Consider the following 18,162-nt stretch of genomic DNA (forward strand, 5'->3'; position numbering starts at 1 on the left):
GTATTTTCCTTGTTTTAAGGTTCGTTCGGCGGAGGTCCAATCGGTCCGCCACCGCCGCCTGATGACCCACTGGACGGAATGGTGACGTAGCCAGCCACGACGATCCCATCGCCCTGCGTCATGACGAAGTTCGCCGATTCACTGGCCTGCCACGTGCGCGTGCCGCCGCTGTAGTCCGGATCGCTGGCGTAAATGACGTACGTCTTACCTACTGTCAGGCCCGTGACCGCGTTAGAGACGGCGCTGTAGTTGATGGACACGGAGCCGTAATTTGCCACGTGCGCGTTGACGGACACGCTGCCCGATGAAGTCGCCGCGAGCGTCGGAACGTTTCGGATCACGCCGTAGCTTGTGGCGCGGCTCTGTGGCAAATTGCGCTGGTCGCCGATGCGCTGGTTTGAGCCTGCAACGCGGAGACCGATGCGGCGGATGCCTGCGCTGTCAATGAGGTCTTCGTTGGCCGTCTTTCCATACACCGTGCCGTGCTGAACTTCGGTGTCGAGGTTGCTCAAACGTGCAACTAGGATGTCGTCGAAGTACGGCATGCAGACATTGCCGCTTGCAGGTGTCGAAATTGGAGCGCCCGTTGTGTTGTGAGCCGCTACGCCGATCCAGATTTCTGCCTTTGCCGCCCCCGTCGGAACTTGCCCCGTCGCGATATGTGGAACGCCCGCCATGCCATTCGCGCCGACATTGTTCCAGAGGTCAAAAGAGGTTTCTCCGACGTAGCCGCCACTTGCATTGAGGTAGATCAGGGCTACAAGGGTGCGCGTGGAAAGTCCGGCTGGGATTGCAACATCCGAATAGATGCCGACATACGCCTGCACTGTCCACCACTCGCCGGCATGGACCTCGATTTCGTAAGGCGTGTTTGCGAAGGACTCGACGCGACCATATGCAGGAACGTTAATTGAGTTGCCGATGGTTGCCAGCAACTTATTCGAGCCAGTCCGCGGTGCTGCGCCACTTCCGCTCTGCACCATAACTGAACCGCCACTTGCATCGTAAACTTTCCAGCCGTCAATCAGGTCTCCGGACGAGCGCCATTGGTTAAGGGCAACTCCGAGAAGGTTTGATTCAAACGATGCGTTCTGGATGGTGTTCTGACCTGCTGACATGCCTTTTGGGATGCCCGATTGCAGGGTGCTGCCCCGCACCTTTCCGTAGGTTGCACTGTCGTTAATCAGGTCGAGGTCATTCTTGCCTGCTACCAACTTGCCGTCGGTCTGCAAGCCCGATGTTGCGCGTGATGCAGCGGAGCCGATGTAAGCGCCGTCACGGATGCCAACTGCGGGGTCGTAAAGACCCGTCACCCGTCCTGTGGTGTCAACGTAGCCCGCACCTGTGCGGCGGAAATTCGTACCATCAACCAATACGTCAATGGACTTGCCCGCTGTTGCATCTGCACCGGCCTGCGCAGGTTTCAGCGATTCAACCGTTCCTCCACCGGAATACGTGATGTTTGTGGCGACCTTGCCAATCACCTCACCCGTTGCAAGGTCAACGCTGTTCTTGATGGACAGCCCGCCCTGATTTACGAATGACGTGACGCGCTTCGTCGTGCGGTTGAAGTCAGGTGATGCGGAAAGGTCTGCGCTTGCGCCGTTACCCGCTGCGGCGTAGTCGTACACCGTCTGCGTGGAAGTCGGACCGCTTGACGTGTACAGATTCGTGATGCGACCCGATGAATCCACGTATCCCGATCCAGTGCGCCGATACGTTGTTCCGTCGGCGAGGATGTCAATGGATTTTCCTGCCGTGACCTGCGCACCCGCTTCGGCAGGTTTGAGCGAATCCACCGTTCCGCCCGCCGTGTAGGTGATGTTGTTGGCGGTCCGGTTCGTGACATCGCCAGTGGCAAAATCTACGCTTCCCTTTCGCGCCAGTGCGCCCTCACCGTAGAAGCCGTTGATGCGCTTGTTCACCCGGTCGAACTGAGGCGCTGCGGTCAGGTCATCGGATGCGCCCTTTCCTGCACTTGCATAGTCGTAAACCGTTTGCGTGGAAGCCGGACCGCTTGAAGTGTAGACATTCGTGATGCGACCGCTTGCATCTGCATAGCCTGAACCGACACGGCGGAATGTGGTGCCGTCGCCAACGTTGTCGAGGTTCTTGTTGAAGTGGATCGTTTCACTGAAATCAACGATTGGCTTGCCGCCCGAAACACGGCTTTGAATCGTGCGCGAATAACCCCCGCCGTCCGCAATAGCCCCCAGGTTATTCTTGCCCGATACCAGTGTGCCGTCAGAATTGATGCCAGCCGCAACGCGACCATCCGTGAACTCCGTCGGCTTGCCGGTCGTGCCAGTCCAGGTCGACGAATTGCCAAGCCCCGCACCGTCCGTCAGTTGGTTGGTGTTAGTGACGTTCTTGCCCGTGATGCGCCACGCGCCACTTGTATACATTTGGGAAACGTTCGGCGTGACCGTATCGTTGACCCAGATCATGCCCTCGAACGGAACGGCTGGCATCGTGCCGCCGTACCAAATCGGGTTTGCGGTGGCGTTGTTTGCAGGCTTGCCACTTCCAGTCACGCCACTCCACGTCGAAGTGGAAGCAGCCGCTGCTTCAATCGCACGCACCAATGCTTCAAATTCGAGGTAGTAAGCCGACCAGTTTCCACGGTAGGTCACGCCATTGGCGGCGGTGTCCTGCGCAACATCGTTGAAGTTTGACAGCGTTCCGATGTAGTTGGATAGCGTCGTATAGGCGGTTGAATAATTGGTGCTGGAAACACCTGCCGCACTCGCACGTGCAACCAAATCTGCACGTTCATTTTGCGCCTTAGTCCAGCGCAGGATTTCGGTGCGCTTTTCCGAACGGTCAATGATGCCGTCCGAAATGATGATGTCAATACCGGCAAGCGCCGCATTGATTGCCGGGGATTGATCGTTGACACTGAACGGCGGCGGCTCGGTCTGCGTTGCGGTGGCCACCGATACCATCGGATGAAAGAATCCGCAGTATGGGCCTAAACCGCCGCTGCTGTGAGGACGGCAGTAAATCACTGCTCTCACCGCAGTCACCGGTGCATCAAAGAACCCGAAGAACAGTTCATAGCCGTTGACGCGCTTCCATGCGTCGGCGCTTGCCGGTTCGCTCCCACGAAGCGGATACGGCACTACACTCTCGTAAACGTTGTTGCCGTCCTTGTCGAAGCAGATGATGCCAATGCCAACATTAGCGCGCTGTGCCCAGGCCCTCGCTTGCCAGCAATATCGCTTACCGCCTTCAATTCCGAACGGCGGTGCATCGCGGGAAGTCAGCCAACCATTTTGCACGCCTGTCGGTTGTGTCCAATAAACGTTGACACCTATCGGTGCCAGCCCGCCAGGCGCGTTATTGAGCGTCCACGTTGCAGACGTTTCACCCCATCCGTCATACCAGCCGTCATTGGGACCGAACGATGCAGAGGGCACGAGGTTCGAACCGTTGCCCCTTGCATTGGCTTCAGCCGCCATTGTGCGTGCCTTGTCGGCAATCGCATTCAGCAGCAAGGTCCGCTGCGTCAGGTAGTCGCCCCACTTTGTGCGGTACGTCGCGCCAACAATGGGCGTGTCCACGGTTGTGTTGGTAAACCCAGACAGCCCGTTGATGTGCGTCTCGAGCGCAGTGTACGCGGCATCGTAGGCGGTGCGCGAGACCCCAGCGGCATCGGCCTTGGACTGATCGCTTGACAGCGCCGCTACCGCTTCGTTCCAACGCACGATTTCGCCCAGTTTCTCGGCGCGGGAGATGATGTTGTCGGAGACGATGTCATCAAGCAGGCGCTTTGCTTCGGCCGCGAACTTATTTACAAGCGCTTGGCGGGCGACGGCGACGTCCACGAACTTCTGGCGAAGCGTGGTGCCGACAATGGTGGTGTTGCCGGAGATGTTGCTCCAAAGCACCGGCGACGTCAGCGTGGCGAGGTATGCCGTCAGCGCGTCCACCGCGTTGCTGTAGGTCGTCTTTTCAGCGGTGATGCCGTATGAGGTGGCCTGGGCTTCGAGGCCGGTGCGTTCGCCGTTGATCGTGTCGCGGTCCTGGATGACGCGCGGCTTTTCGTCTGGCGTCAGCAGGTTGTCGTTGGCAAGATCGTTGAACTGCTGTAGCTGTGCCGGCGAGATCGGCGTGCCCTGCACGGCGGCAGACGGTGAGGAGACGCGGCCGCGCAGCGTGGCGGTGACGCGGTACCAGCGCGTGGCAAGGCTGGCAGTGGTGACGGTGTAGCGCAGGTCGGAGGTGGTGCCGATCAGGGACCAGGTGCCGGGAGACCCGGAGTTGTCGTCTGCGCCTTCGATGCGGTATTCGGCGTCGGCGATAGAGGAGGGCCACGTCAGCAGCAGGCCGTTCGCCACCGGTGCGATCGTGACGGCGGGCGAAGCGATCGGTGCGGCCGTGTTGGGTACCGGGAACCAGTTGCGGTAGACGGGGACCACCGGCGTGGTGTTGGGTAGCGGAGCGGCGCCGACCTCGACCAGGATAATGTTTTCGCTCATGTCAGGATCTGCTCCGCGCGCGTCATGCGCTGTGTGCGCGTCGTGAGGTCGACCAGCGTGTTGAGGGCTTCGAGCTGCTGCTGCTGTACCGCGTCGGACTTGCCGCTATCGACCAACGGCGTGCCGACTGACGGCGCCAGAATCGGCGCGGACACGACCGGTGCGGCCGGGGTATATATCAGAGAGGCGAACTCACTTGCGAACTGGTGCGGGAGGTCCATCAGGAGCTGCGCAAGATCGCCCATCGTGGTGCCATCATCGAGAATTAGCGAGGGCGTTTGAATGCCTTTCAAAGACTCGGTAATTTCGTTGTAAAGCGCGTTGTAATCCGCGCCGGATGCGAACAGGGTCTGGCCCAGCTGCAGCGCGGTATTGGAGAGCTGCTGAGCGCGGGCAAGGTCACCGGTGGCCACGGCAGTTCGGAACTGACCCATTGCCTCGGCCAACTTTTGGTCGTCGCGTAGCGGTGAGAGGTTGGACAGTTGCAAGTCCTGCAGGAACGAATCGCGTTGCGCCTCCATCTGTTGCTGCAGTTTCGCCATGCTCACGGCACGCAGCATCTCGACCTTGGCAAGATCCTCGGTGCGGGCACCGGCGAGACCGACAGACTTGGCCAGTGCGTTGGCTTGCTTGATCTGGGAACGGTACGCCGTCTCGATTTCGAGCGCCTGCCGCTGGTAGTCGCTCAGGCCGGCCGTGCGCAGCTGGGTGTCGATGCCCGCGATGAGAGTTCCGTACTCGTTGGCCACGCTCACGATGCGGCCGTAGGTTTCGGCAACCGTCTCGCCGGCCTTGCCCAGGGACTCGACCACTTCGGTCAGGCGCGTGAGCGAGACTTGAGATGCGTTCCAGAGATTGGTGCCGTTTTTGAGGTCGCTTTGAACGGCCAGCATAAAAGCCGAGAACGCCTGCAGTTCCTCTCCGGTGCTGCGGTAGGCTTCGGCCAGCTGCTCGATCTCTGCAGAGGATCCAGCACCCTTGGCCACGGCCAGCAGGTTCTCGCCGACGAGCCGTGCCACGAATGCCTCCTGCGACTCGTTGTAGTTGCGGCCGTTAATCGTGCCGCCTTGGCGAGTGAGTTTGCCGTCCTTGTCGTATTCGGACTTGTAGCTGGCGGCAATCATCGCGGGCATGTCGACATTCAGTTGCGCCGCGGCGTCCGCGATGGACTTGGACAGCGCCTTGAACATCGAATCAACCTGCGCTTCCGCTTCCGCGTCCAGTCCGGTCGTCGTCGTGCGGTATTTCTTGCCACCAAAGAGGGCCTTTTGCTTGGACTCGGTGACCGAGGTGAACCCGTCCGCACCGGTTCCGGTGATGTTGAAGCCCGTCGCGGTCGACTCTTTCTTGTAGGACGTGCCGAACAGCTTGCCGCCGCTGATTTTGTCCACGGCAATCGCGCCGAGCGCAATCCACCCGGCCACTGGTATGGCCTTCAAGGCAGACGTCGCTGCACCCATCAGTCCGCCCCCGGCGCTGAACGCTGATACCGCAGCAGACACACCTTTCGCCGCATAGATCCCACCAATTAATCCGGCGCTCATGGAGCCAGCCTTGCCCATAAGACCGTCACCGCCGCGCTGCAAACCCCACATGCCGCCGGCCATTGCGCCCATCCACGGCGAGATCGTCGCGCGCGGCATGGCGGTTGCCACCGGCGCGATCATGCCGGCTGACTGGCCGATCGCGACGCTCGACCCCGCTGCCGCAGATCCGCCGAACATGCGGCCGAACAGGTTGCCCAGTCCGGAGAGCATGGAGTTGTTCGATGCGCTCAACTTGTCGATCGCACCGGTGAACATGCTTCCGATTGAGCTGCCGCCGGAAGCGAAGCCGGACGCGGGCTGCGCATTGCCCCAGATCAGCTGCTGCAGCTGCTGTGCGACGCCGCCCTGGCCACCGCTTTGACGCATTTGCCGCATGACGTTGCCCATGAACTGGCGGGCAATATCCTTGAGCGAATTGCCAAACGACTTCCAGTCGCGCAGGCCGCTGAAAATGAAGTCCGTCCACGCATCGCCGACGGCATCGATCGCACCCGTCCAGTTACGGTGAAAATCGTCGGCCGCCTGTTTGGACACCTCGGCGAGTTGCCGCTGATCGTAAGACGTGCCGATGAATCCGCGCAGCGCGGCCGTTTCCTGTTCGGTGAGTTCAATACTCGTGCGCTGGCCATCGATGTACTGCTGCTTGGCGGTCGCCCGGGCCTTTTCGATCGCATCCGCAATCATCTGCTCGCGCGCATTCATGCCGATCGCTTTGGTTTCTCGATCGTACTCCTCAGTCAAGTTGCCGACGATGTCGAGCTTGCGCTTGTTCTCGTCCTCTTCGCGCTGCGCGACGACGAGTGCGCGTTCCTTGGCGGCGTTGCTGGCTTCGGTGGCCTGAGTGAGCAGCTGCTGGTTCTCCGCAGTTAGCCTCTTCGCGGATGCAAGGTCTTTTTCGATCTTGGCAATGTCCGCCGCCTTCTTGGCGTAGTCAGCATTGACCTTGGCCACCGGACCCATGTTGCGGCCGTTCATTTCTTCGATCAGGTTGGTGAGTTGCTGTTGCGCGGTCTCTGCCTTGTTGTCACGTTGAACATTCAGGCGTTCATCACGCTTGGCGGCTGCGGCTGCAGCTCGTGCTGCCTTGGCCCCACTGGAGGCCGCATTGCGTTGCGCCTTGGCACGCGCGTCTGCTGCGGCCTGCTCTCTATCCTGCTGGTCGAGCAGGCGGTTCATCTCAAGGATTCCCTTGCCTTCCTCCTGCCAGGACCCGTCGGCGATCATGGCAGCGCGGCCGCGTTCGTATGCACCGGGCTTGTTCTTGCCACCGCCACGCTCTATTGCCATCTGACGAATGCGCAGCCCGGCTTCCATTTGCATTGCGCCCTTCTGACCGGCACGGAGTCGGGCGAGGTTGACGAGCACACCGTTGATCTTGCCGGACCAGAAGTCCATGCTGGCGGCCGCATTCTGCGCAGCGCGCGCGGCCTCATCGATGCCCTGAGATGCCGCGCGCGAAGCCGTATTCATGTCATACGAAGCTCTGACAGCGGCTTCGACGCGAATCTTGTAGTTTTCGGTGCTGATCTTATTGCGCTCATGCATATCGATCAGGCGGGCGACCTCCGCCGTCAGATCGGCACTGGCGTTCTTGGCACCGGCCGTGGTCAGAATGTGCTGGGCCATGTCCTGCGTCGCCTGTGCCCACGCCGGATTGAGTTGCTTCAGACGTTCGTACTGAACGTCGATCTCGTTGCTCATTTCGCGATAGGCCTGCCGGCCCTGCTCGCTCTCGTAGATCCACGTGGTGTTGTCGTACTTTTCCTTTTCGGCCCGCAGGTATTGCAGGCGTTCGGTGATCTTGTCCAGCTCCTGCGGAACGTTGGCATCCACCAACTGTTTGAAGTTGGCTGTACCGGCCGAGTTCTTGTACTCGTCCAGTGCTTGCTTAGCGGTGCGGAAGGATGCCGCCGCTTCGTCGCTACTGACCTTGGCCGTCTCACCCATGTTGTTGAGGTAGGAGATCAGCAGCGCAACGCCGGTAATGACCAGACCAATACCGGTGCTGGACGACAGGAACGCCATTGCTGCGCCGAGGGCTCGCGTCGCGACTGTCGCTGCAACCTGGGCGACTGTGAGGCGCGTCGTGGTCACGACGGCCGCCTGCTGCATCACGGACATGCCGAGGGTCGCGCCGGTGGTGGCCCGGGTGACGTTGGTGGTGACGATCAGGCCTTGGGCAAACGTCGTGAGGGCCGGCAGCGCGCGGCCGATCAGTGTCGAAACCCACGCGCCGCCGAGCATCAGCAGGCCGTTGGCAATCAGGCCAATATTCTGTGCGACAAAGGCCAGTGACTGAGCGATCGCCTGCGATGCGCCCCAGCTGCTGTTGACCATGCCGATGTATTGCATCACGCCATTCTGGATCATCGTCCACGCACGGCCGATCGACAGCGGCATTTTGTTATATTCGGCCTCGATGACGGACGCCTGATTCTGCAGCGCCGCGACCAGCGCCTCGGAGCTTACCTGCCCGGAGTTGACCGCGGCCCGCAGTTCGCCCATCGACAGGTTCATGCCGTCCGCCAGCGCACGCGCCAGCCGCGGCGAATTTTCGATGACGGAGTTGAACTCTTCCGCGCGCAGCACGCCGCCGGCCAAGCCTTGGGTGAGCTGCGTAATGGCGTTTTTTTGTGCCTCGGCCGATGCACCGGACACAGCGAAGGTCTGATTGATCGTTCGCGTCAGATCCAGCGACTGTTTAAACGCGGTCGAGGAGTTGCGGCCCATGTCGATCAGCGTGGTCGACATCTTCGCCGCCAGATCGCCGGTAATGCCCATCTGCGTCCCGGTCTGCTGCGCGACGGCGTACACACCGCGCATCGCCGCTTGCTGCGACACCGCGCCCTTGGTGGCCAGATCGATGCGCGACGCCACACTGTTCCACTCGTCCGCAACGCGGGCGACGTCCTTGACAAGCTGCATGCCAAGATTCACGCCAATGAGCTGCAAAAACTGAGACTTGGTCTGCGCCAGTTGCTGACTGATCGACTCAACCCCGCGCCGCGCCCGCGTCATGCCCGCGTCGATCTCATTGCCGGCCCGTTTTCCCGCGCCACCAAGGCTGCCAAGGTCATCTTTGACCTTAACAACCGTGGCCGATACGCCGTTGGCGTTTGCTGTGATCCTTAGGGTGACGTCTTGAGTGGCCATGAAATGCGTTAGGATGGAGATATGGACGATTCGATACGCGAAATGCTGGAAGGTCTCGGATTGATTTTTTTCGGGATTCTCGCTGGATTTGTTTTCCAGTCGCTCTGGTTTCTTGCAGTGAGTGCTGCCGGCTTCGCCCTACTTGCGTACCGCATAGTGCGCTGACGCCACCTGCGACATCCGCTGGATGTCGTTGAAGATCCGTCGCCGGGCCCGAACCGGAATCCCGAGCAGATCGCACGCAGCCATTGCCTCCAGCGCGGTAATGCCCTGGTAGACGGCCGCATTTGCGGTGACGAGCCACGCCGGCTTGCACGCGCACCAGACTTCAACCGAGCGCGCGTTGCAAGCCAGGACCTCGACCCATTCGTCGCCGACGGGCGCATCGCCCGCGTCACCGCGCAAAACCTCCCCGGAAGACAGACTGGCTGCGTGCTCCTCATCGATCAGCTCCCGTTCGCCGCGCCCCGTTATTAACGCAAGCGCGACGACTTCGAGTTTTTTACTCGTGCTTCCCCGAAGCGCGCGAAGAACTCCTGAAGGAACGCGTTCTGCAAGAACGCGGAGTAGACGCCGTCATTGAATTCACGCAGCGCCTCGTCGCCTGTAATGGCGTTGCCGTTCTCGTCGCCCAAACCCTCGGGAGCGCCCACAAGGATTTCAGCGATGTACTGCTCGTCCGTGAACTCCTCATCGCCCATTCGCTTGAGGTCGGCCTTGGACTTGTATTTGACGTTAAAGGTCAGCGTGCCGCGTGCGCCGTCCGGCAGCTGGATTTCAACGGGCATCTTAAAAGTTTCGGTTTTTTTAAGCTTGAGCATGGGGATGTCCCTGGGTGAAAGGTGAATTGAAACCCCATACTAAAAGTCCTCCCGCACGCGCGCGGGAGGACCTGTGTCAGTGACGCGGGTGACGCGGGCTACGCGTTACGGACCGCCAAACAAAACGTAGAGTTCGTCACCACCGGTGGCACTGGCCACGCAGGGGCCGCTGATGTCCCAGCCGTAGTCACCGTCGATATCCACTTCGCTGATCTCTTCGATCTGGCCGCGGAATCCCAGCTCCGAATACAGCGCGTTCGCTTCCGTCAGTCGCAGGCTGCCGGTCAGGATGACACCGGCGTCGCGGATCTTCCACGGATCGAAGTCGGCGGACGCCGTGCGGGCGATACGGAGCTTGAAGCTCGCCGATCGATCGGCGATGCGTCCCACGCGCAGCGTCGTGTATTCCACGCTCTTGACGTCGTTGCCAAAATCGATCTCCAAGCTCTTGCCAAGTACGCTCAGGGCAGTCACGTTAACGCCTGCGCCCGTACCGCCGACCGTGGACAGCTTGGTAACGGTGTTCTCGGCCTTGGCCACTGTAGGAACGGTTGTCGGCAGCGTAACCGTCGGCAACGCCGCTTCTTCAACCGTGTTGTACGAGCCGATCAGCTTGACCTTGCCCTTGAACCGGTCGCCGATTGCGATCGACAGACCCGACAGCTCGTTGCGGGCGCCCAATACTTTCTTGTGGGTGCCGGCGTGCCAGAAATAGGCCGTTGCCGAAGGGATGCCGTTGGAGATCGGGTTATATCGAGTGGTCTTGGCCACTCCATCTTTGACGGCCGTCATGCCGGAGGGCAGCAGGAGTGGTTCACATACTGCGTTCGATGTAGCAGCCTGTCCCGGCGTCGCCGGTGGATAAAGCTCGAACTCGCCCTCGATGAATGCCCGCTTATTGCCCACAACAAACGGGGTGCCGCTGAAGAATGGAAGATCGACCGGCCGCTCGACCTTGTCGATCTCGGTGCCAGACGAGCCGTTCATCAGCACAATGGCGTTGAGCGCGGCAGTGGGCACCGCGTCGACACCCTCGGTCGCTTCGATCTTGACGGCGACCGCGCGCTTCTTGAAGTAATCCAGAGGTGGTTGAGCCATGTTTATTGTTCCTTTAAAGTGTCATTTGCGGCGGCGTCGGTCGCATCGGCCTTGCGGTTGCGAGATGCCTTGGGTTCGGGTTTGGTCTGCGACAGGTCGACGAGCTCGCCGTCGATGATGTGCCAGTCACCGTGCGTGGTGGGGGTCGGGAAGGGAGTCTCGTTCATGGCATCGCCTGGTGTTGGATTCGGTATTCGGATTGAAAGACTTGTTGGAAGCAGAGGTAGCCGGTCTCGTAGTTTTCGTCGCGGCCGGCGCTGAAGGAGAGAGAGTCGTACCCGTTACCCGGGGCCCAGCCGATCAGCGCGGCGCGGACTTCCGGAATGACCGACTGGTCGGCAATGGACCGGGCTCCGGCTCCGTCACGCTCGGACGTTGCGCTGCGCACAAAGGCGACCAGCTGGACGGAGACCGCAACGTGCTGCACGGTCGCCGGTCCGCTGAGCTGAGGCGGTCGCGCGGACTCTTCGACCAGGACATACACCGCAGGCGTAACCGACGGCTTTTGTTCGAGTGCCGTGCGCAGGTCGGCCGAGGATCCGACGATACGCAGCGACGGCGCATGCGATCGCAGGCGCGCGATGACCGCGTCGGTCGGAAACGGTCCGGTGCTCACAAGCCCCCCAGGGTGTCACGCGAAAATAGTCGTGCGTTGGAGTGAACCTCAACGCTTGCCGGATCCTCGCCGGCGGTAGCCAGCAGCGGATCATTGGCCCCGAGCGAGAGGGTGCCCTCTGCAACCATGTCCAGCGCCCGAAGCGCGTCGCGGTAGTCACGTTCGATACGGCCGGTCTCTTCGCTGGACCGATCGCGGTTGCGGTGAATGTGGTATCGGGCGATGGCCCGGGCCCATACCGTGAGGACCGGGAACTGCGTGGCACTCAACGGCAAGGGATAGCCGCGGCGCGCCAAGCGGCTGTCCACCTCAGCATCCGCTTGAGCGCAGAACCGCAGCAGGCTTGCATACGCCTCCGCGGCCTGCTGATTGTCCGTCACCCCGTCCGATGCGATGACGACCTTGAGATCGTCAACCGTCAATTCATACAGCTCGGAGACCTCTCTCCAGGTCTCCGCGCCGTCGGTCAAGTGCGATGGCCGGACGTAGCTCATTTCTTGGATCGCGTCGCCTTGGCGGCCTTGGTGCCTTTGGGAAGTGTTTCGCTTGCGGTCTCCGCCGTGTCGTCGTCGTCCGTGCTGTCATCGCTGTCCGTGCCGCCCTCACCGTCGCCCGATGGATCCACCGGATCCACCAGCTCGCCGTCGAAATCCGACAGCGACACGAACAGATGAGGATCTGCCTGCAGCTGCGCGATTTGCTCTTCCGTAAACAGCTCCGCGTCAAACGCCACCTTCTCCGGAAGGTGGCGCTGACCGCAGCGGTAGTACGGCTGGCCGTGGCGCGTTTGCGTGATAACCGTACCCATGACGGTTAGGACAGCCAGCTGGATTCGACGAGCGTGGCCGAACCGGCCCACTCGTTGCCGCCGTTCTCGTCCTTGATCAGCAGCTTGCGGGCTGCTGCTTCGAGTTGAGGCGGCACGACCAGCGTGTTGGGCGTGATGCCCAGCGGGCGGCCCCCGTCAGCCTTGAACGACTTCATGGCGGCGCGGGCAGCTGCGTAATTGGCGGCTGTCAGCGGCTGGTTGCTCGCATAGGCGAACTGCCAGAAGCCAAAGCCGACGTTGTTGCGCGAGTCTGCACCGAAGCGGAAGCTGTTGCGCATGAACACCGATTCATCGTTGAGATCGGTCATACCCGTCAGCACCGGCGACTTGCGGTTCTGGAACAGGATCGGCTTGATCGCGCGCGAGGTGTCGAACAGGTACCAGATCGGATTGTTCGGACGCGCGGCCAGATCGACGTCACTGTTGCTGACCAGCACGGCAGCACCGGTACCGTCCACGTTCGGATAAACCGGGTGATCGGTGTCGAAGAAGTTCTGACCGTCGTAGCACAGCGTGGTGCGGCCGGCCTTGATCAGACCGAACACCAACTCGTCGGGCTGCGCCTTTGCGGCGCGTCCCATTTCCTGGAACAGCGGCTTGTAGACGCCGACGTTGTCGTCTTCGATGTCGGTGCGCAGCACTTCGACCGAGGACTCCCAGTCCTTGTTCTTGATCGAGTAGCCGTGCGCGGCCATGTCCTTGAGGACACGATCACCGACCCACTCGCGGAACTGCGGGAATTGACCCAGCCAGCCGTAGGTGTTGGATGCCGTGGACGAAGGCACTTCGGTGGCGACACTTTGCCACGAGGTCGGGGTGTTGGAGAGCGCCGACTGGAAGTCGGAGCGGTAGCCCACAAAGAGGGCCTTGATGATTGCGGCAGAGAGAAGCATGTCGTTTCCGTGTCAGTGGGGTGGATAAATCAGTTCAGGGCGAGCGCGGCGCGGTAATCGTCCTCGCTCATGCCCAGGGCACGTGCAACCGCGGCCTGTTCCGCGTTGAGCGCGGTAGTGTCGCCGGTTGGCTTGCGGGCACCGAGATCACTCGGTTCGGCCACCGCAGGCGCGGCGGCGACGAAGGCGCGGAAGCGTTCCAGGCCGCCCTGCTCAGCGCAGGCGGCGCGGTGGTATTCCACCGTCGCAGGCGTGATCTTGCCGGCCTTGAGCGCGGCGTCGATTTCGCTCGACACGGCAGCGTCGTGCGCTTCCTTGTCTTTCGCAGCAAGTGCGGCTTCGGCATTGCTGGCACGCTCAAGCGTGGCGTCGTAATCCGCGCGCGGTACGTATTGGTCGAGAGCGGGCGCCTTGGCCCTTTCGGCATTCAGCGCCGTGGACGTCTCGTCGGCCTTATCCTTCAGCGCGATGATGGCAGCCGCGAGGTCGTCGTCGGAGGCGGTGGCTTCGAGGTTGAGCGCGGTGGACAGGGCCAGCGCCAAAGCAGTGGATCGGTTCATTGAATCGTTCTCGCAGGGGGAAAAGGAATTGAGCGCCTGCAGGCGCAGGTTGGGGGTGTTGACCAGGCCGGCACTGACCAGCCGCACGACGCGCTTGGTCGCGGCATCAAAATCAAACACCGGGGAGATGTACTTGTATTCGCGGTTCAGCACGCGGGTGCCGCCGCTCGTCGTCCACTGCACGTTGCCCCAGATGCCACCGTCCCGGACTTCGAGCTTTTCAATCCATCCTGCAGCCGGGGAATCGCCGCCGGCCGGGGCCGCCAGCTGGGTGGAGTGATTGATGTCAATCGGAAGTTGCAGGCCGCGGCTGTTGAATGACTGGACGACCCGGTCGGCATCGGCCGGCGCCATCGTCCAACGCCGACCGTCCATGCCGCGGATGTCACCAGCGGGGATCAGCTGGATCGAGGCGGGGGCAACATTGCCCTGGAAGTCGAGCTCAAAGTTGAGGGCGGCGGAAAGCGTCTTCATCGGCCCATTGTTCGGGCGGATCCGCCTGCGGGTCTGCTGACCTATGTCACTGCCTGAACGCGTCTTGGGGCGGCAGCCGGCTTCACCCTAACAGATTTCCCCGTGCCGGTTACGATCCGCCGCCAGGGATCGATTCGGGGGGGGACTCAAGCCGCTTTCGACCAATTTCGCCGTTTCCGGCAACAATGGCGGGTCGAGGCGGTCCCAGACCGTGTTTAAAACACGTTTAAACGCGTTCAATTTCGCCTTCTGGGGGGCTCGGGGTATCTCCGCCCGCCCTTGGGGCTTCGTGGGGCGCACAGCGCGTTTTACGCACGCCCGTCAATCCTCTGTAAGCCAGTTGGCGGTCAGACGATCCAGCTTTGCCCGATCGTCATCCGAGAGCCCCATGAATGGGCGAGGCGGCAACCCGGGATGATTCACCTTATGGCGCGGCCCCGGGCCGCCCTTCCAGAATAGCGCCTTCTTGTTCCGGGGCAGGATCACATACGGCTGCGTCCCGAACTGGTGAAATGCTGCCTGCCGGGCGGTAGCGCGAACCTCGGCAAAATCTCGGCCGAAGCGCGAATGGATGTCGTCGCGCATGCGGCCACTCTTGACCAACGGCCGGCCGCCCCGCTTGACGGGCGCCCACGGTTTGCCGTCGGGGCCCTCCGACTTCTTGAACCGGTCCTGCGTGGATTCGATCAGTAACTCGCCGATGTCGCGCATAACGGGAGTCAGGTCGTCTAGCTTTCGGGTCAGCTTGCTGAACCAACGGTCGGCGTCTTCGGAGTCGACTTCAATGGTGAAACGGTCAGTCATGGTAATCTTTGCTCACGGGCGCTGTTGGAAAACGGTGCGTAACGGTTCAAATCCGAAACCCTCGAACCTATCGAGTCATCGCTCAATGGTAGGCATCGGGAGACGTCGGTGGCGATGAACGCCGATAGTCACCATTTCTATTTTCGAAACCACGTCATCCGCCCGGTTCGTAAATTCTTTGCACCGGTAGGACTGCCGTGAAACATCGTCAGTGCGACCCACTCCCCTGGTATCGAGTCCAGGACCACGCCTCCGATTTTCTTTTTTCCGACCATCAAGCCTTTGATGTATCGACGGCGAATGCGAACTTTGCCAGTACGCTGGTGCCGTTCAAAACCTACCCAGATTTCGTAGGGATCTTCGATAATTTCTCGGAGCAGCGGCAAGTACGCTTCTCGCCCCTCGAATCCACCCTGCTTTTCCGCCCAGTGGGTGATCATTGCCTGCGTTACGCTCATTACCGCATCCGTTGGGTCGATAAAAGTCACCGAATCGCCACCGAAGAGATCTCTAAAGCGTTGCCGGATTTCGGGAATGCTGTCGGTTCTGGGTGCGAGAGGAACCGTTGGAGCATCGAATGGGATGTCCGGGCGATCATAGTGGTCAGGAAAATAAGGATCCATCGGCAGCCAGTCTCGCGGATCCGTAGTTGCCGTTTTTTCAATCGCCCTGCCAAAGGCGGCGATGCCAACGTTGTAGCGCCACTCGGCCGGCACCTTTTCATCACGCATTGCTGGCGTTGGCGCCGCATCCGGCTTTTGTGTACCCAGTCGTTGCTTCGAGATTCCGATCACTGTACATCGGCAGCCCCAGCCGTTGGGTGGGTAGTGAGTTTCCCACCAGGGGTCATCCGTGGCAATGATCAGGCCGTCCCATTCCTGGTGATCTTTGCGCGGATTGTTGACGGTGTTGTGCTTGTACTTGAGATACGGAAAGTGCTTAAGGGTTTCCCAGCGTCCCGCCATGTACGCCGTGCGAACGTTGGTGTGGTAGATCACCGAGGTACGCCAAGCGCGGTACCCGGCGTTGTCGGCTTTCTCGGCTCCGCTCATCTTCCAACCTTGACGCCGAATGATGTCGTCAAATCGCTGCCGGAAGTCCTCCAGAGTTTCGCCTTTCTCGATCGCCGCCGCGACCGCTTTGTGCATGTCAGCAAGAAAGGCCTCCTCGGTTGCGCCGGCAATCGTGAATGCAGGCGCGTTCATTCCGTGCAGCAGTTCGTCCCAGCGTCGCGTGGGGATATTTTTCTTGTCGCGGAAATAACGGACAGCCTCGTCCATTGAGCCGAAATTGCCGACGATATCAGGCACGGCTGTCATCCAGCGCGTCTGCCATGCCGGCGACGTGCGCGACGGCCAGCGCGTGCTGCATAGCCTTTGCCAATTCCGAAGTACTTAGCTCCGGCAGCAGATCCAGCAGCCGATCACGGAAGTCTTCCAGTGACTCACTCTCTTCCAAGTGCTGACGCATCCGGCCAACCCATCCGTCAATCACCGGATCCGCATACTGGCTGAGTAGAGTCACCAGCTGATCCTCGCGGTCGGGCTCATCCGGCCTACGCTGTTCGCGGTTTGAAGCCTGTTCAACTGGCCGTTGAACGATTGGAGACATCGCGTTTGCGATCTGTGCGGGCACTTGAAGTAGCCGTACATCCAGCGAGTCACCGGGGTCGGGTAACCCCAGCTTGTCGCGCATTACGGACTCCTCGACGCGCAGACCCATCGGCACAAGCTTCTCCAGCGAATTGACAAGCAGCTGCAAGTCTTCGGGCTCGGGTACCACGGTGACCAGCTTCGGGTAACGGCCCGGACCGAAGTTCAGATCCACGAACGGGCGGATCAGGTAGCGGTTGAGGGTGATGTCGAGCGACATTGCGTCGGCCTTGAGCAGGTCGATACGCACTTCGTTGTGGACCTGCGCCTGCGAAAGTGAGGCGCCATCGTCCGTGGTCATCGTCTGACCGAGCACCGCCTTGGAAACCTGCCGGTCCCACCAGTCGGCGAGGCGTTCAAAGAAGTCGGCGCTGCCGGCGACGTTGGCCGCCTGCTCGAACTCAATGCGGGTCGAATCCGGAAGCACCGCCGCGGCGTCACTGCCAAGGCTGCTGACCGCTGCAATCAGTTTGCGAATGTCCTCATCGCGCACACCGGGTCCGTAGCGGCCGACACGCATGGGCAGGCCGTAGATGTCCGCAAACGCCATCCAGTCGCGCCACGTCCACGCTTTGCACATGTAACCGACCGCCGCGAGACGCGCAAGACCACCGCGTACCGGCAGACCGCTGCGCAGGCGTGGCATGTGGACGATGAACTTGGCGGGCTGCAGTGGCTCACCGAACGCCGGCTCCTGCTCCGTGAGCAATCGGATCTCGCGACCGGTGTCGCGGTCGAAACGGAAAAAGCGCGGATCCCGATGCTCGATACGTGCCGGGACCCACGGTGTTGAGCTGCGGTCCCAGATCAGCTCTGCGACGGAGTAGCCCTTGCCGAGCGCGTCGGCGAGGTGAAACACCGCTTCACGGAACTCCGGCCCGCCGATGACCTCCCGTAGCGCGTCAGCAATTTCCACGTCCCGAGCATCGTCTGAGTACGAGTCGACGCGCATGTCCAGCGCGGCGAGTGCGAGCTTGCGGGTGGAGAGCACCGACGCGTAGTGCGGGTCGCGCTCCTCCATCTCCTCGGCAAGCGTCAGGTAGTCGTAGGCATCGCCCTCTGCGGCGCTGCGCAGAATGGACGCGAGGCGCTGAGGGCCCAGATTGTCGGCGACCGAACTGTGCCACACCTGGCGAATGCCGGTGACGGACGGCCGTGCAACCTCTTCATCGAGCACCTTGAGCTCGATTGCGTTGCCGTTGTGGTCAAGAATGGTTGAGCGGCGCATGGCCAT

14 protein-coding genes are annotated in these 18,162 nt (G+C 61.2%); all 14 read right to left on the minus strand.

The features are described from left to right. Positions 1 to 14 precede the first annotated feature (14 nt). Complete coding sequence (locus tag V3390_RS00095; RefSeq protein ID WP_331702824.1) at positions 15 to 4,481, minus strand: hypothetical protein; 4,467 nt, start codon at positions 4,479 to 4,481, stop codon at positions 15 to 17. Continuing rightward, positions 4,478 to 9,181, minus strand: a complete 4,704-nt coding sequence (locus tag V3390_RS00100; RefSeq protein ID WP_331702826.1) for a tape measure protein — start codon at positions 9,179 to 9,181, stop codon at positions 4,478 to 4,480. The genes V3390_RS00095 and V3390_RS00100 overlap by 4 nt, the downstream gene beginning before the upstream one ends. A 138-nt stretch (positions 9,182 to 9,319) precedes the next feature. After that, entirely contained in the window at positions 9,320 to 9,586 is a 267-nt protein-coding gene (locus tag V3390_RS00105; protein ID WP_331702827.1) for a DUF1799 domain-containing protein, read from the minus strand. Positions 9,587 to 9,654: 68 nt separating this feature from the next. Continuing rightward, complete coding sequence (locus V3390_RS00110) at positions 9,655 to 10,002, minus strand: phage tail assembly chaperone (protein ID WP_331702828.1); 348 nt, start codon at positions 10,000 to 10,002, stop codon at positions 9,655 to 9,657. Positions 10,003 to 10,107: 105 nt separating this feature from the next. Further along, entirely contained in the window at positions 10,108 to 11,100 is a 993-nt protein-coding gene (locus V3390_RS00115; RefSeq protein ID WP_331702829.1) for a phage tail tube protein, read from the minus strand. 2 nt (positions 11,101 to 11,102) lie between these two features. After that, the gene (locus V3390_RS00120; protein WP_331702830.1) at positions 11,103 to 11,267 is read right to left on the minus strand and encodes a hypothetical protein; all 165 of its coding nucleotides are present in this window, start codon (positions 11,265 to 11,267) and stop codon (positions 11,103 to 11,105) included. Beyond that, the gene (locus V3390_RS00125; RefSeq protein ID WP_331702831.1) at positions 11,264 to 11,716 is read right to left on the minus strand and encodes a phage tail terminator protein; all 453 of its coding nucleotides are present in this window, start codon (positions 11,714 to 11,716) and stop codon (positions 11,264 to 11,266) included. Before V3390_RS00125 ends, V3390_RS00120 begins: the two co-directional genes overlap by 4 nt. Continuing rightward, positions 11,713 to 12,210, minus strand: a complete 498-nt coding sequence (locus V3390_RS00130; RefSeq protein WP_331702832.1) for a DUF1320 domain-containing protein — start codon at positions 12,208 to 12,210, stop codon at positions 11,713 to 11,715. The genes V3390_RS00125 and V3390_RS00130 overlap by 4 nt, the downstream gene beginning before the upstream one ends. Beyond that, positions 12,207 to 12,524, minus strand: coding sequence for an HI1506-related protein (locus tag V3390_RS00135; protein WP_331702833.1), 318 nt, complete (start codon positions 12,522 to 12,524; stop codon positions 12,207 to 12,209). The genes V3390_RS00130 and V3390_RS00135 overlap by 4 nt, the downstream gene beginning before the upstream one ends. Before the next feature lie 5 nt (positions 12,525 to 12,529). Beyond that, positions 12,530 to 13,438, minus strand: coding sequence for a Mu-like prophage major head subunit gpT family protein (locus tag V3390_RS00140; protein ID WP_331702835.1), 909 nt, complete (start codon positions 13,436 to 13,438; stop codon positions 12,530 to 12,532). A gap of 29 nt (positions 13,439 to 13,467) precedes the next feature. Then, positions 13,468 to 14,472 (minus strand): phage protease, encoded by a 1,005-nt coding sequence (locus V3390_RS00145; RefSeq protein ID WP_331702836.1) that lies wholly within the window; start codon positions 14,470 to 14,472, stop codon positions 13,468 to 13,470. A gap of 321 nt (positions 14,473 to 14,793) precedes the next feature. Further along, complete coding sequence (locus tag V3390_RS00150) at positions 14,794 to 15,276, minus strand: phage virion morphogenesis protein (RefSeq protein WP_331702838.1); 483 nt, start codon at positions 15,274 to 15,276, stop codon at positions 14,794 to 14,796. Positions 15,277 to 15,413: 137 nt separating this feature from the next. After that, positions 15,414 to 16,586 carry a PBECR2 nuclease fold domain-containing protein gene (locus V3390_RS00155; RefSeq protein ID WP_331702839.1) on the minus strand — a complete coding sequence of 391 codons (1,173 nt, stop codon included), beginning with the start codon at positions 16,584 to 16,586 and terminating at the stop codon, positions 15,414 to 15,416. Next, a complete protein-coding gene (locus V3390_RS00160) occupies positions 16,579 to 18,162 on the minus strand; it encodes a DUF935 domain-containing protein (protein WP_331702840.1) in 1,584 nt (527 codons plus the stop codon). The genes V3390_RS00155 and V3390_RS00160 overlap by 8 nt, the downstream gene beginning before the upstream one ends.

Source organism: Aquilutibacter rugosus, assembly GCF_036541335.1.
Classification (GTDB): domain Bacteria; phylum Pseudomonadota; class Gammaproteobacteria; order Xanthomonadales; family Xanthomonadaceae; genus Aquilutibacter; species Aquilutibacter rugosus.